The 13379-nt window shown below is 67.2% G+C and carries 13 protein-coding genes and 1 pseudogene; all 14 read left to right on the top strand.

Features of this window, described 5'->3' with window-relative positions; genetic code table 11:
- Window positions 1–46: 46 nt before the first annotated feature.
- The 14 genes and pseudogenes from AC27IQ_RS00190 to AC27IQ_RS00125 all read left to right on the top strand — a co-directional run bounded on the left by AC27IQ_RS00190 (window position 47) and on the right by AC27IQ_RS00125 (window position 13377).
- Window positions 47–2089, top strand: a complete 2043-nt coding sequence (locus tag AC27IQ_RS00190) for a DNA topoisomerase III (RefSeq protein ID WP_487087299.1) — start codon at window positions 47–49, stop codon at window positions 2087–2089.
- 496 nt (window positions 2090–2585) lie between these two features.
- Complete coding sequence (locus AC27IQ_RS00185; RefSeq protein ID WP_487087297.1) at window positions 2586–4121, top strand: DNA cytosine methyltransferase; 1536 nt, start codon at window positions 2586–2588, stop codon at window positions 4119–4121.
- 297 nt (window positions 4122–4418) lie between these two features.
- Entirely contained in the window at window positions 4419–5984 is a 1566-nt protein-coding gene (locus AC27IQ_RS00180) for an ATP-binding protein (RefSeq protein WP_487087295.1), read from the top strand.
- A 187-nt stretch (window positions 5985–6171) separates the two neighbouring features.
- Complete coding sequence (locus AC27IQ_RS00175) at window positions 6172–6450, top strand: type II toxin-antitoxin system RelE/ParE family toxin (RefSeq protein WP_487087293.1); 279 nt, start codon at window positions 6172–6174, stop codon at window positions 6448–6450.
- A gap of 13 nt (window positions 6451–6463) precedes the next feature.
- Complete coding sequence (locus tag AC27IQ_RS00170) at window positions 6464–6748, top strand: HigA family addiction module antitoxin (RefSeq protein WP_228316134.1); 285 nt, start codon at window positions 6464–6466, stop codon at window positions 6746–6748.
- A 345-nt stretch (window positions 6749–7093) separates the two neighbouring features.
- On the top strand, window positions 7094–7303 hold the full coding sequence (locus AC27IQ_RS00165) for a hypothetical protein (protein WP_487087291.1): 210 nt from the start codon (window positions 7094–7096) through the stop codon (window positions 7301–7303).
- A gap of 18 nt (window positions 7304–7321) precedes the next feature.
- Complete coding sequence (locus AC27IQ_RS00160) at window positions 7322–7714, top strand: hypothetical protein (RefSeq protein WP_487087289.1); 393 nt, start codon at window positions 7322–7324, stop codon at window positions 7712–7714.
- Window positions 7715–7904: 190 nt separating this feature from the next.
- Window positions 7905–8591 (top strand): hypothetical protein, encoded by a 687-nt coding sequence (locus AC27IQ_RS00155; protein WP_487087287.1) that lies wholly within the window; start codon window positions 7905–7907, stop codon window positions 8589–8591.
- Between the two features lie 188 nt (window positions 8592–8779).
- Window positions 8780–9556 (top strand): GTPase, encoded by a 777-nt coding sequence (locus tag AC27IQ_RS00150; RefSeq protein ID WP_228316130.1) that lies wholly within the window; start codon window positions 8780–8782, stop codon window positions 9554–9556.
- Window positions 9557–9630: 74 nt separating this feature from the next.
- Window positions 9631–9903, top strand: a pseudogene (locus tag AC27IQ_RS00145) (DUF3085 domain-containing protein); the annotation flags it as partial.
- A 353-nt stretch (window positions 9904–10256) separates the two neighbouring features.
- Window positions 10257–11165: a DUF3577 domain-containing protein gene (locus AC27IQ_RS00140; protein WP_487087285.1), complete on the top strand. Its 909-nt coding sequence runs from the start codon at window positions 10257–10259 to the stop codon at window positions 11163–11165.
- Window positions 11166–11321: 156 nt separating this feature from the next.
- Window positions 11322–12149 carry a DUF932 domain-containing protein gene (locus AC27IQ_RS00135; protein WP_228316127.1) on the top strand — a complete coding sequence of 276 codons (828 nt, stop codon included), beginning with the start codon at window positions 11322–11324 and terminating at the stop codon, window positions 12147–12149.
- A gap of 97 nt (window positions 12150–12246) precedes the next feature.
- The gene (locus AC27IQ_RS00130; protein ID WP_487087283.1) at window positions 12247–12939 is read left to right on the top strand and encodes a DUF3275 family protein; all 693 of its coding nucleotides are present in this window, start codon (window positions 12247–12249) and stop codon (window positions 12937–12939) included.
- A gap of 93 nt (window positions 12940–13032) precedes the next feature.
- Window positions 13033–13377, top strand: a complete 345-nt coding sequence (locus AC27IQ_RS00125) for a hypothetical protein (protein ID WP_228316125.1) — start codon at window positions 13033–13035, stop codon at window positions 13375–13377.
- Window positions 13378–13379: the final 2 nt, after the last annotated feature.

The raw sequence follows: 13379 nt of genomic DNA, 5'->3' as shown, positions 1-13379 counted from the left end.
ATGCTGATGGCCATTCGATGACCGTCACGTACCTTCGGGAGGCACCATGCGCGTGGTTCTGTGCGAGAAGCCGTCCCAAGGCAAAGACATCGCCAAGGTCCTGGGCGCACACCAGCGCGAGGCGGGCTGCTACGGCGGCCCGGGCATCAAGGTCACCTGGGGCATCGGCCACCTGATCGAGGCGGCGCCCCCGGAGGTCTACGGCGAGCAGTACCGGCGCTGGGCGCTGGAGACGCTGCCCATCCTTCCCCAGCACTGGCAGTGGGTCGTCAAGACCCAGACCGCCGTGCAATTCAAAGTCGTCCGGCAACTGTTGGCACAGGCCACCGAACTGGTGATCGCCACCGATGCGGACCGCGAGGGCGAGATGATCGCCCGCGAGCTGATCGACTACTGCGGCTACCGCGGCCCGATCCAGCGGCTGTGGCTGTCGGCGCTCAACGATGCATCGATCCGCAAGGCGCTGGGTGCGCTGAAGGCCTCGCACGAGACGCTGCCGCTCTACCACTGCGCGCTCGCGCGCTCCCGTGCCGATTGGTTGATCGGCATGAACCTCAGTCGCCTGTTCACCCTGCTCGGCCGGCAGGCCGGCTACGACGGCGTGCTGTCCGTCGGGCGCGTGCAGACCCCCACGCTCAAGCTGGTGGTCGACCGCGACCGAGCGATTGCCGCGTTCGTGCCCGTGCCGTTCTGGTCCATCGAGGTCTCGCTCTCCGTCAGCGGAAAGACGTTCATGGCGCGATGGACGCCGCCGGCGGGGGTGCACCGACGACGCCGGCCGGTGCCTGCAGCCCGCGGTGGCGCGGCAGGCGGCCGATCGCATCCGCGCCGCGGGCGCGGCCCAGGTGGTCGGCATCGACACCGAGCGCGTGCAGGAGGGACCGCCGCTGCCATTCGACTTGAGCACGCTGCAGGAAGTTTGCTCCCGGCGCTCGGACTGGACGTGCAGGAAACCCTCGACATCGCGCAAGCGCTCTACGAAACGCACAAGGCGACGACGTACCCGCGCACCGACTCGGGCTACCTACCCGACAGCATGCTCGCCGAGGTGCCCCTGGTTCTCGACAGCCTGGTCAAAACCGATCCCAGCCTGCGCCCGCTCATCGCCCAGCTCGACCCCACCCAGCGCTCGCGCGCATGGAACGACTCCAAGATCACGGCGCATCCCGGCATCATTCCCACACTGGAGCCGGCCGACCTGTCCGCCATGGGCGAGAAGGAGCTCGCCGTTTACCGACTGATCCGCGCGCACTATCTCGCCCAGTTCCTTCCCCATCACGAATTCGAACGCACCACTGCGCAGTTCACCAGCGGCGGCCAGGCACTGCAGGCGATCGGCAAACAGATCGTCGTGCCGGGCTGGCATCTCGCTTTCGCGGCACCGCCCTCCCTGCCGGAGGATGCCGACGCCGAGACCGATGGCGCGGGGCCGCGCGAGCAGGTCTTGCCGGTGCTGCGCGAAGGCTCGGCGTGCCGGGTCGAGGCCCTCGATCTGAAATCGCTCAAGACCCTGCCCCCCAGGCCCTACACGCAAGGCGAACTGGTCAAGGCGATGAAGACCGTCGCCAAGCTGGTCACGGACCCGCGACTGAAGCAAAAGCTCAAGGAAACGACCGGCATCGGCACCGAAGCGACGCGCGCCAACATCATCAGCGGCCTGCTCGGCCGCGGCTACCTGCTCAAGAAAGGACGCGCGGTCCGCGCCTCCGACACCGCCATGACGCTCATCGATGCGGTGCCGGCGGCGATCGCCGACCCGGGCACGACCGCGATCTGGGAGCAGGCGCTGGACATGATTGAAGCAGGCCAGATGGGCCTGGACACGTTCGTCGAAAAGCAGTCCGCCTGGGTCGCGCAGTTGGTGCAGCAATACCGCGGCACAACGCTGGACATCCGCATTCCCCAGGGTCCCCACTGCCCGCTGTGTGGCGCGGCCACGCGCCAGCGCAGCGGCAAGACCGGCGCTTTCTGGTCTTGCTCGCGCTATCCCGATTGCAAGGGCACACTCCCCATCAGCCCTGCCAAGACCCGCCGCGCCAGCAGCGGCAAAGCCGGCACAGAACGCACCCCGCGCCGGCGCTCCCACTAGCCTCCCCACAGGCCCTTCCACCCGATCGCATCGCCCTCCGCGCCGATGCGTTGTCCTCGCGCCCCGCGAGGCACCCAGCACGCTTTAAGCCTTCTGCAACGTGTGCCCGTCGGCACCGGCGTTCGCGCACCGGCCGGCGTGAAGGCGCCTTCCTGCCCAGCCCGCGCCAGCGGGACGACCTCATCGCGTGTTCCCGTTGTTCCGGCGGGTCCCCCGGCGCCTTGCAATGCGAGCCGCCCGGAGACCCGCTGGGTCGACGGCAGTCCATGCCGGCGCCTACCGGCGAAACAACAGGTGCCCTTTGTGCGCGGATGCGTGCCAGGGATTGTCGGCCCCAGCCACGACACGGGCCGGGTAGAGGCTGCGACAGCGGACGGTTCCACCGACGACCGCGTGCTGCGCCAGCTCAACGGGTGGTCGCTTCCTCGCGAGCCGGAGACCTACGGTCTCCGGCGTCTTTCTCCTGACTTCCCCCCAACACGAACAGGAGACTCCCATGAACCCCCACCCCCCAACCACCACCGCATTGGCGTACGCCAGCGTGTGCAGCGGCATCGAGGCGATCAGCCTCGCCTGGGAACCGCTCGGTCTGGTGCCGGCATGGTTTGCCGAGACCGATCCGTTTGCCAGCGCTGTGCTCGCCCACCGCCACCCCCGCGTGCCGAACCTCGGCGACATGACACAACTGGCGCATCGCATCCGCGCCCGCGCCATTGCCGCGCCCGACATCCTGGTGGGCGGCACGCCCTGCCAGTCTTTCAGCGTCGCCGGCGTCCGCCAGGGGCTCGCCGACCCCCGCGGCGCCCTCACCCTGGCCTACGTGGAGATCGCCAATGCCATCGACCAAGTCCGCACCCGTTCCCGCCGCCCGCCGGCCACGCTTGTCTGGGAAAACGTCCCGGGCGTCCTCAGCGACCGCGGCAATGCCTTTGGCTGCCTGCTGGGCGCACTGGCCGGCGAAGACCGTGCGCTCGAACCGCCAGGGCCCCGATGGACGAACGCAGGTTGTGTGTCTGGACCGCGCCGGCGCATCGCCTGGCGCGTGCTCGACGCCCAATATTTCGGCGTCGCCCAACGCCGCCGCCGCGTGTTTCTTGTGGCAAGTGGTGGAGACCACATCGATCCCGCCGAAATACTATTTGAGCGCGAAGGCCTGCGCGGGGATCCTTCGCCGGGCTGCGCACCGTGGCAAGACGCTGCCGGCGCTGCTGGACCACGCCCTGCGAGCGCAGGTGGCCCGACAGGGCTGAAGTCGCCCTACGGCCGAGTCACCGTGTCGCTCGGCTTCGGCAACGGCCAGGGGCCCGCCGATGTCGCGGCCTGCCTCATGGCCGCCGGCCCCCGGCACGACCTGTGCACCGAGACGGTTCTCGTGCAGTCGGTGGCCGGACGCATCAGCCACACGCTGGACACGGCCAACGGCGGCAAGGGGTGCGGCGAGGATGGCACCGGCAAGGGCATTCCCATCATTGCCTTCACCGCGCAGGACTTCGGAGCCGACGCGGCGGCGAACACCGCGCCCACGCTGCGCACGAAAGTGATGCCAGCGATCGCCTTCGCGCAAAACTCCCGCGGCGAGTTGCGCTGGGAGTCCGGCCACGGCCAGATTGCCGGCACGCTGTCCACCGGCGGCGGCAAGCCCGGCCAGGGCCGGCCCATGGTGTTGAGCATGGCCGTGCGCGGCCGGGACGGCGCCGCAGGCGATCCAGCACCGCTGTCGCTGCACACCAGCGAGGGCGATGGCGCTGGCCGCGCGCCAGCGCCCGGCTATGAAGCGCACTTCCTCTGCGAGGCACCAACCGCCGGCTTGCATGGCCTGCGCTGGCGGGTGCGCCGGCTGATGCCCAGGGAATGCGAGCGCCTTCAAGGCATGCCCGACGACTACACGCAGGTGCCCTACCGGGGCAAGCCGGCGGCCGACGCGCCGCGCTACAAGGCCATCGGCAATTCGATGGCCGTGCCCTGCGTGGCGTGGCTGGGCTCGCGCCTGAAACAGTGCCTGGACAACGGGACACCGGACGCTGCGGATTGACGCATGCCGGCGGGTGCCGGCCAGGCGATGCTGGTTGCCGCATGCGCTGAAGCCATCAGCCACTGCCAGCAGCTCCGGTCGTCCAGGCTGCGACGCGGAACCTTCCGCGACGACCACCCTCGTCCGCTTCGCATCGTGCCGCGGACGCGCACCCCTACCGGGTGTCGATGCTCTCCCTCCATCGGGCACTTCCGCCCTTCTCTCCAACGGCAAACGCCCCACCGACGCGGCCTCGCGCCGACGCCTTGGCGTGCGCCTTCGTGCGCGATCCGCGCCCCTGATTCCAAGGAGTTTTCCATGCACACCATCCGCCTTCAAACCAACCAGCACCGGTTGATCGCCAACCTTCGCCACGCCTTCAATCAACGCTCGATGCTCGGCGAGCTCCTGCAGAACGCCCGCCGCGCGCAGGCCAGCGAGATCCGGATCACCGTCGATCAGAGCAGCCTGGCCATCCACGACAACGGCAGCGGCATTGCCGACCTGCAATCGCTGATCTTCATCGCCGAATCCGGCTGGGACGAGCCGCTCAAATCCAACGAGAACGCGTTCGGAATGGGCGCGCTCTCCACGCTGTACTTCGCCGAGCACCTGAGCGTGCATTCGCGCGGTGCCATGTTCAATGCGCGAACGGCGGACATCATCGCTGGCGAGCCGATTGATGTCGTGCGAGCCGACACCGACCTGGTCGGCACCATGATTCGTCTCGACGGAGTCCACCCGCCACACCCCAGCGACCAACTTCCCAACTGGGTGGCATGGGAGCTCAAACGCCTGTGCGAAGCCTTCCCTGTGCCGGTGTGGCTCAACGGCACCGAAATCCCCCGCCCACTCGCGTCTGCGTCCCTGGATTGGCGGCAGACGTCCATGGGAAAAATCTTGATCGATCTCACTGGCGCCCGCACGCAGTGGCGATGCTTCCTCCAAGGCCTGCCCATCGAGACGGGCGCGAACCACAGCCGTCATCAGGTCGTGCTGCTACCCGACGACACGCTCGCCAAGCTGCCGGACCGGCAGCATCTGCTGAACGAGACCCAGGATGGCCGACGCATCCAGGCGGCGGTCGACCAGGCCTATCGCCAGGCACTGATGGACAAGAAGGCCGCGCTGGCGCAAAGCGAGTTCGTCGAGCACTACGCTCATGTCTGCCTGCAGTCGTCCAATGCCGACCTGCTCAACGACCTGTCGTTCGTGCCCCGCGGGTGGTTCCGGGACTGGCAACAAGAGCCCGCAGGGTTTCGTCACTACTGGGAGCGCCGCGAAGCCGAGGGCGTCGTCTCTCGCACGGTGCTGCAGGAACTGGGCATCTGGCAGATCGATGCCGACCGATGCGACGCGCTCACGGCCGAGGTCTATCTGGAAGCGGCCCAGGCGTTCCTGCTGGAAGCGTCCGGCCTGGACGACGGGCACTGGGTCCACACGCTAGTCCGCCCCATTCACCCGGAGGATATCCACGTCGGCACGGGTGCGATCCTGCATCGAGACGCTGATCCCTGGTTGGCCGACTGCGAAGTCGAGCTGGCGCTCGTCGACACGCTGCAGGTCCACCTGGAAGGCGAATCGGGCTACGCAGTGCCAGCCATCCGCAAGGACGGCACGCTCTACCTCACTGCACAGGCATCGGATGCGACCCGGCTGGTCAGCGATTACGTCTTCGAGGATCGCTACGAGGAGGACCGCGAGGATGAAGACGCAAAGACCCTGCAGACCTTCATCGCCGTGGGTTGCTCGTCTGCGCCGGATCGCGTCGTCGATGCCCTGCTCCCCGACGTGCTGCGTTACAGCGCGCAGCCGAAGCTGGCGGGCGCCACGGTCCGCCTGGTCTTCGATGCGGCCGGAAAGCTCCAAGCGGTCACCGCATGACCCCGTCCGCCGCGGTGCCGGCCCCTCGCCCCGCGCCGCCATCCCCACCAAAGCATCCCGCGCTCCAAAGCGATCGGCGCGAACCCGAAAGCGGTCGCGCGCACGTCCACTTCACACGAGAACCTCCCATGCCCCTCCACCAGCAACCCTTGCAGGGTGTAAGGCATCACCTTACACTTCAACAACCGTGATCCGGTCCATCCGGCACAAGGGACTGCGGGCACTGCACCAGCGTGGCGACACGGCTGGCGTTTGCGCCGACCATGTCGCCCGCCTGCGGCGCCTGCTGGCTTCCCTGGACGTGGCCCAGGTCCCGGCCGACATGGACCGTCCCGGCAACCGGCTGCATCCCTTGAAGGGGAAGCTGGCCGGCCACTGGTCGGTCAGCGTGTCCGGCAACTGGCGCGTCACTTTCCGCTTCGACGGCTCCGACGTGGAGCTGGTCGATTACCTCGACTATCACTGAGCAGGAGGCCTCCATGGCTATGCACAATCCTCCCCACCCGGGTGAAGCGTTGCGCGAGGACGTGCTCCCCGCGGCCCAGCTGTCGGTGTCGGGCCTGGCGCGGCACATCGGCTACTCCCGCGGGCAACTGTCCACGGTGCTGAACGGCCGGGCGGCCATCAGCGCCGACCTCGCCCACCGGCTCGAACTGGCGGGCCTGGGCAGTGCCCGGCAATACCTGGCCGAACAGGCGGCCTACGACCTGTGGCAGGCAGAACACCGCGAGCATCCCCGCATTGCACGCCTGCAACTGGCCTGATTTCTCAACCTCCGTTCCATCCCCTTCCCCATGGCCCCGCATTCCGATGCGGGGCTTTTTTTTGCCTCGGCAATCCGGACGGCGCGGGATTCCGATTTCCGGCCGACGCGGCCAGGCGCGCGCGCGAAGCTGGCTGCATGTGTCGCTGACGTCGTCAGCACCATGCCAGCAGCCAGGGTCCCCGAGGCTGCCGCGGGAGTTTCTCCCGCGCGATCCGCCCGTCCGCCATCGCATCGAGTCCGCGGACACGCGTCCTGATGACGCCGATGCCGATTCATCCACCGCCTGCGGGAGCTGCCATCCCGTCAGGGATTGCTCGATCCCGCTTCTTCCAGGAGCTCGCCCATGTCCCACCTGTCCCAGCCAACCCGCGCCGATACCCCGTCCCAGCCAACGCGTTTCGGCTGCCTCGCCCTCGCTTACGCCGGCAAGTACATCGGCACGCGCGACGCAGAAGGTCCCGTCTCGCGCGAGTCCAACGAGTACTTCCGCAGCGAAGCCGCCGCCCAGCAGGCGCTGGCGCGCGGTGGCTGGTCCCAGTTGCCCACCCCGTGATCCATCGAAGGAGCTTTCATGCACCCGCTTCTCCCACCGGAAGTCGTCGAACAGATCGAACGTGAGGAACGGCATTTCGCCGCGGCACCCGATGCGTTTTTCCAAGCCTGGAAGCGCGGCGTGGAAATCGCTGGACCCGAGTGGTTCGGCGACGGCACGCCCCAAGGCCTGCAGCGCGCCCGCAGCAAGTGGGACCTGCGCCCGAACCTGCTGCGGCTTGGCGACGCCCTCGGCGTGCTGAGCAGCGGCCAGCGCATGTTCCTGTCGGCGATGGTCAGCTTCTACAACGCCAGCGAAGGCGCAGCGATGCTGCGCCGCTGCGGCTTCGAGGGCCTCGCCGACCTGGGCGGCCTCGATCTGCAGCGGCGCCAGGTCATCGCCGATCTGGTGCTGCACTACAGCGGCTGGTAGGCCTGCCCGGGCTGCTGCCGCACTGTTTTCCGCTGTCCCCACGAGCGCCATGGGTCCCGCCTGGGGCCATGGCCCTCTTTTTTCGAGTGCCCCCTTCACCTCCTGACCGACGCCTGACAGCGCCGGTCGTTTCCCTGCGGATGCCATGTCCGCAAGGGCCGGCTCCGCGTCCCACACCAGGAGCCAACCCATGGCAGACAACCACTACGAGGCCACTGGCGTCCTCGTTCTCGAGCGGGTGACCCCGGTCATCCGCGCACTGTTCGGCGGATTCCAACTGGATGCCGACTACCCCGGCAATGGCGAGGCCTACATCGCCCTCGTTGGCAACGCCCCTCCGAGCTGGGACGACCTCCGCGAGGAACTGGTCGAACTGGCCAAGCCCTTGGGCTTCACACCCTCCGTCGCGGCCACCCCGCCGGTCGGCGAAGTGCTGCAGGTGCTTGCCCAGCACTTCGGCGCAGACGGTAACGTGGCGTTGATGTCCCTGATCGGGCGGGACCGGTTCGAGGATGCCGCCGATCTCCATGTGCTGTTCCTGCTCGCCACATGCTTCGATGACGGGCACCACCTGCGCGAGATCCGCTTCGAGGGCTGCTGGCACTGCGACAAGCCGCTTCTGTTCGAGTTCTGGGGCGCAGGCCACTACCTGAGCCGCGAATTCGAGGCCCACAGCGCCTCCGGCCATGCCCTGCAACTGGGCCCCCTGATCCGGGAGGCTTTATCCAGCGGCGACTTCGACCAGGGCGCCACCGTCATCGCGCGCGAAACGGACCGACTGCTGGCCGGCATCCGCAATGCCGCCCATCGCAGGCAACTGCAACGCCGTGTCGTCTGGCACCTGATCGAAGGCCTTTGCACTGACGGGGAGCCGTGATCCCGAAAGGCCGCGCCTCCGATTCGCCAGCGGCATTTCCCCAGCAGCCATGACCTATCCAGGCTGCGGTGCGGTTCGCCGCACAGGTCATTCCTCTTCGGACGCGTCGTGCGTCCTTTCACACCAACCCACAAGGGATCTTCCTCCCTTGCGGGCGGAAGTCCCTTGGATTTCTCAAGGAGTCTTCCATGGATACCCAAGCCCTCCGCGCACAGATGCCGACACTGGTCTGCGGCCACGTGCCCTCCAACGTCCACCGCTTCAAGTTCCAGGTCTTCGACGGCGAACCCAAGGTCTCGATCCTGGGCATTCCCGTCGATCCGAAGCCCTTCGACGGCAAGGTCATTGCCAGGACCGACGAAGCGATCGTCATCAAGACGGGCCGAGCCGAGTTCGCGGTGCTCGACCGGGCGCTGGTGACCGAAGTGCCAGATGAAGGCGCCAAGGTGCACGTGGAGCCCTATGCCAGGCGCCGCTTCGATGGCCTTCGGGCGGACACGCCCGAAAAGCAGGTCGAACGGACGGTCGACGGTCTCACCTATTCGGTACACACCACGGTGTTGGGCTCCGCGCCTGCCAAGCTGCCCATCCCGAAGCCCCGCTGTCCCGAACTGGCCGCGCTGATCGAACAGCTGGAGCAGTTGCCGGCACCCGACGGTTTTCGTCGCATCACGCACATGCTGGTCGATGCGGGCGCGCGGGATTTCACCTGGGTGGATCCGACGCCCGCCAACATCATCCAAACGCCGCCGGCCATCGGCTTCACTGTCTCCACGGGCAAGTTCGCCGGCGACGTCCGCGTGCTGTACGACCGCGGCGCGGATCAGTACGTGATCGAACTGCACCGCGGTGGCGAGTGCATTGACCGCATCGAGGACGTGTTCTTCGACGACCTTGGCCGGGTTTTGGAGGGGCTGATCGACGACGGCAGCTGGCGCCGCATCCGCGTGCAGCGCGTGCCGTGATCGCACCCGTCTGGCGATAACACCTGCCTCGCTCCTCGCCCACCCGGCGAGGAGCCTTCCTTCATTTTTTCAGGATGTACTGGCTCGCCGAGCGCGGCGAGCGACGGCCCGATGGCCACCAGAAGCGGATCGCCTATGCGGTCGGCTGCAACCCCGATGTCGATCCCTTCGATCACTGGTGGGAACGGGCGCGCGCCGAACTGGGCGGCGACGACTTCGGGGAATACCTCGATCCGTCCGAAGGCGTGCTGGCGCGCATTCTGGTCAGCGAAGACGATCTGGAGCTGTCGGCCACATCGACCCACCTGTCTCTGCAGGCCGTGCCGCCCGCAGCGATCGACCATTGACCGGCCCCCTTCTCCCCTTCACCAGCCCCCGCCACGCGGGGGCTTTTCTTTTCCGGCAATGCGGTCGGATGACAGGCCCCCTTGTCGGTAGCGCACCGGCCCAGGACAAACGACGCTTCGCGCATGCCTGCCGACCGATGTCGGTGACATGCCAGGCAACCTCCGGTCTTCGAGGTTGCGCGCAGCCCATCCGCTGCGTGACCGGACCAGTTCGCACCGCATCCCTCGTGCGAACGACCACCGGCTTGCCCGGTGGTGGATGCAGATCGCCTCATCAACCCACCGCGGGGTTACGCACTCTCCCCGCAGCGTGGGGTCGGTGTGTCTCCGCTTTCTTCCCCTGGAGATTCACCATGAACACCCCATCCCACACGAAGTCGTACTTCGACCTCCACACCTCGGGCATCGGCTATGTGCAGCGGGCCCGCGAAGTTCCCGTCAAGGGGGGCCGGCGTGCACAGCCCTTCTTGGCGTGCACGATCGCCGCGCTGGTCGGTCCTGCGAAGGATCCGAGCTACCGGTATTTCGATGTCAAGGTCTCCGGTGCCGAGGCCAAGAAGCTGGTCGAGCGCTACATCGGTGTCGACGATCCCCGGCAGCGTCCTCTGGTCCGTTTCCGGATCGGCGACCTGTGGGGCGATCCGTACATCCGTCCGAGCGGTGAACGCAAGGGCGAAGCCGCCGCGAGCATCAAGGGCCGGCTGCTGAAAGCCGAACCGATCGAGCGCACCGAACTGGCAACGGTCGATGTGCACGAACTGATCACCCGGGGCATCGGTTACCTCAACCGTCCGAAGGAAGTCACTCCGAAGGATCGCGATGCGTTCCTCTCGTGCTCCATTGCCGCGTTGGCGGGTCCCGTCGATGAACCGGAATACCGCTACATCGACGCGATCGTCGAAACCGTCGATGCCCAGCACCTGGTGCGGCGTTGCGTGCAGGCCATCGAGGCCGAGCGCAAGGTACTGATCGCCTTCCGTCTGAACGACATGAAGATCGATCCTTACATCCGCACCCGGGGCGAGCATGCGGGCGAAGCGGCTGCGAGCCTGGAGTCCAAGCTGATCCACGTCGGCATGATCAAGATCGACGGCCAGAAGGTCTATCCCGAGGTCCCCGCGACCACCGAGGCGCCAGTGGCGCAGGACGACAGCGCCTGCGACGCCGCCGGCCCTGCCGACGACGACGCCGGCGTCCCGCCGTCCGAGTCCGCCGAGCGCGAGACCGAAGAACACGAGCCGGCCCTGGCCGCCTCGTGCTGAACCGACAGGGCCCCGTCACCGGGGCCCTGTCTTTCCTCCCCAGCAGCCCATGCAGCTCCTTCCCCGGAGGTGCATGCGTTCGCACGTTCCATCCCACGCATCCCGCACGGCCATCCCGCGGCTGGCGGGCTGCTGCATTGTTCAAGGAGAACGGACATGTCTCTTGCCACCCGCTTTTCGCACCACTCCCCCGTGCTGCGCGCGGACCGTCCGCTGTCGGACGACCAGATCCGCACCGTTGCGCCCTCCATCTTCGCCGATGAACCCCACGGCAGCCGGTCCCACCGATACGCCTACATTCCGACCGCGACCGTGCTCTCCAAACTCCGTGCTGAAGGCTTCGAGCCTTTCATGGTGTGCCAGACGCGGGTCCGCAAGGAGGATCGGCGCGAATTCACCAAGCACCTGATCCGCATGCGCCACGCGAGCCAGATCAACGGCGCCGAGGCCCAGGAGATCATCCTCGTCAACAGCCACGACGGCACCAGCAGCTACCAGATGCTCGCCGGCATGTACCGGTTCGTCTGCCACAACGGCCTGGTCTGCGGCGACACCGCCGCAGACATCCGCGTGCCTCACAAGGGCGACGTGTCGGGCCAGGTGATCGAAGGCGCCTTCAAGGTGCTCGACGGCTTCGACACCGTGCGGGAATCCCGCGACGCCATGCGCGCCCTCACCCTCAACGAGGGCGAGGCGCAGGTGTTCGCGCGCTCCGCACTGGCGCTCAAGTACGACGATCCGGACAAGCCTGCACCGGTCGCGGAAAGTCAGTTGCTCTCGCCGCGCCGCTTCGACGATCGGCGGCCAGACCTGTGGTCCGTCTTCAACCGGGTCCAGGAAAACCTGGTCAAAGGTGGTCTGTCCGCGCGAACGGCCAATGGCCGTCGCCAGCGCACGCGAGAGGTACGAGGAATCGATCAGAACCTGCGCCTGAACCGCGCGCTGTGGATGCTGGCCGATGGCCTGCGCCAACTCAAGGCCTAGCGCCGCACGGACCTCGCCCCTCGCGGGCGGGTCCGCTTCTTCCGCTTTGAACGGGCGCCATCCGGCTCCCATCACTTTTTCCGAGGAGACATCCCATGTGGCCACCAACCAACCGCCGTTGTCCACGACACCCCACATCGTTACCGGCCAGCTGACGCTGCGCACCATCCGTGGCCGCAACGGCCCGTTCAACGTCGGTCGGCTCGTCACGCCGATTGGCGAGTTCGCCGTGAAGGACGCGGAACTGGAGCAGTACCCCGAAGGCAAGTACGAAGGGAGCTTCGCCATCCGCTACATCTATCCCAAGGCGTATCCCACCGCCGGCGGCATGCGCTTCGAAATCCGGGCCAACCTCGACGGGATGACCCTCTCGGGCCTGGACCAGTTGAGCCGCGACGAAGTCCGCAGCTTTGCGCCGCAGGACGTCGATCCGCTGGACGAGGACCTGGGTGCACCGGCCACTGCCACACCGGCACCGGTCCCCGAGCCAAGTCCCGCGTCCAAGCCCGCACCCGTGCGGACATCGAAAGATCCGCTGATCGATACCACGCCGTTCGGCATGGACGCGCCATCCACTGCCGCGGCTGACACCACTACCGCCGGTAGTGCCGACAGTGAGGACGCTGCGTTGTTCGGTGTGCTGTGGCCCCTGGGCGAGTTCGTCAAGCTGGACTCGACCATCGACCGTCGCACGCTGCGCATGCAGATCGCACGCCTGGGCTCGCTGGGCTATGCGCTGGATTTCAGGTCACAGGAATGGAAACGCCAGCCGGACCCCCAGGCGGCGTAAGTCTCTGCACCGCATCCGCGGTGATTCATCCACCCGCTGGAGCGCCTTCCCGCGCGGAAGGGAGGCTCTGGCCTCTTTCTGGAGTTCTTCACCATGTCAACGATCGACTGCAGTACTCAATCACATCCCATTGGTCACACGCCCGACGCGTTCGATGAACCCGCGTGGCGCACGGTCTGCGAGGCACTCGCCGCGCAAGCCAACAAGGGTTGCGGCCTGTCTCACGACTACTACGTCGAACGCTTCAGTTCGGCGATCGATGCGCAAGCCGGTCGATTGCCCGAAGACCAGCGCGCACAGGCTCTGAAAATCGCACGGGAATGGGACTACGCAACACCGGCCGAACGGCAGGAATCCCAGGACTGGAATGCGGATAACGGCTATTGCTCGCACGGCATCGAACTGGGTTGCTGTCCCGCCGGTTGCGGTTCGTACTGAGG

Source organism: Acidovorax sp. KPB24-07 (assembly GCF_057543315.1).
Note: the sequence above shows the minus strand (reverse complement) of the source record. Positions and strands in the feature narration are given on the sequence as shown.

Coding starts and splice junctions, on each gene's coding strand:
- AC27IQ_RS00155 (WP_487087287.1), top strand. CDS start 7,905: ATGGCAGACAACCACTACGAGGCCACTGGCGTCCTCGTTCTCGAGCGG.
- AC27IQ_RS00190 (WP_487087299.1), top strand. CDS start 47: ATGCGCGTGGTTCTGTGCGAGAAGCCGTCCCAAGGCAAAGACATCGCC.
- AC27IQ_RS00135 (WP_228316127.1), top strand. CDS start 11,322: ATGTCTCTTGCCACCCGCTTTTCGCACCACTCCCCCGTGCTGCGCGCG.
- AC27IQ_RS00170 (WP_228316134.1), top strand. CDS start 6,464: ATGGCTATGCACAATCCTCCCCACCCGGGTGAAGCGTTGCGCGAGGAC.
- AC27IQ_RS00185 (WP_487087297.1), top strand. CDS start 2,586: ATGAACCCCCACCCCCCAACCACCACCGCATTGGCGTACGCCAGCGTG.
- AC27IQ_RS00180 (WP_487087295.1), top strand. CDS start 4,419: ATGCACACCATCCGCCTTCAAACCAACCAGCACCGGTTGATCGCCAAC.
- AC27IQ_RS00160 (WP_487087289.1), top strand. CDS start 7,322: ATGCACCCGCTTCTCCCACCGGAAGTCGTCGAACAGATCGAACGTGAG.
- AC27IQ_RS00125 (WP_228316125.1), top strand. CDS start 13,033: ATGTCAACGATCGACTGCAGTACTCAATCACATCCCATTGGTCACACG.
- AC27IQ_RS00150 (WP_228316130.1), top strand. CDS start 8,780: ATGGATACCCAAGCCCTCCGCGCACAGATGCCGACACTGGTCTGCGGC.
- AC27IQ_RS00165 (WP_487087291.1), top strand. CDS start 7,094: ATGTCCCACCTGTCCCAGCCAACCCGCGCCGATACCCCGTCCCAGCCA.
- AC27IQ_RS00140 (WP_487087285.1), top strand. CDS start 10,257: ATGAACACCCCATCCCACACGAAGTCGTACTTCGACCTCCACACCTCG.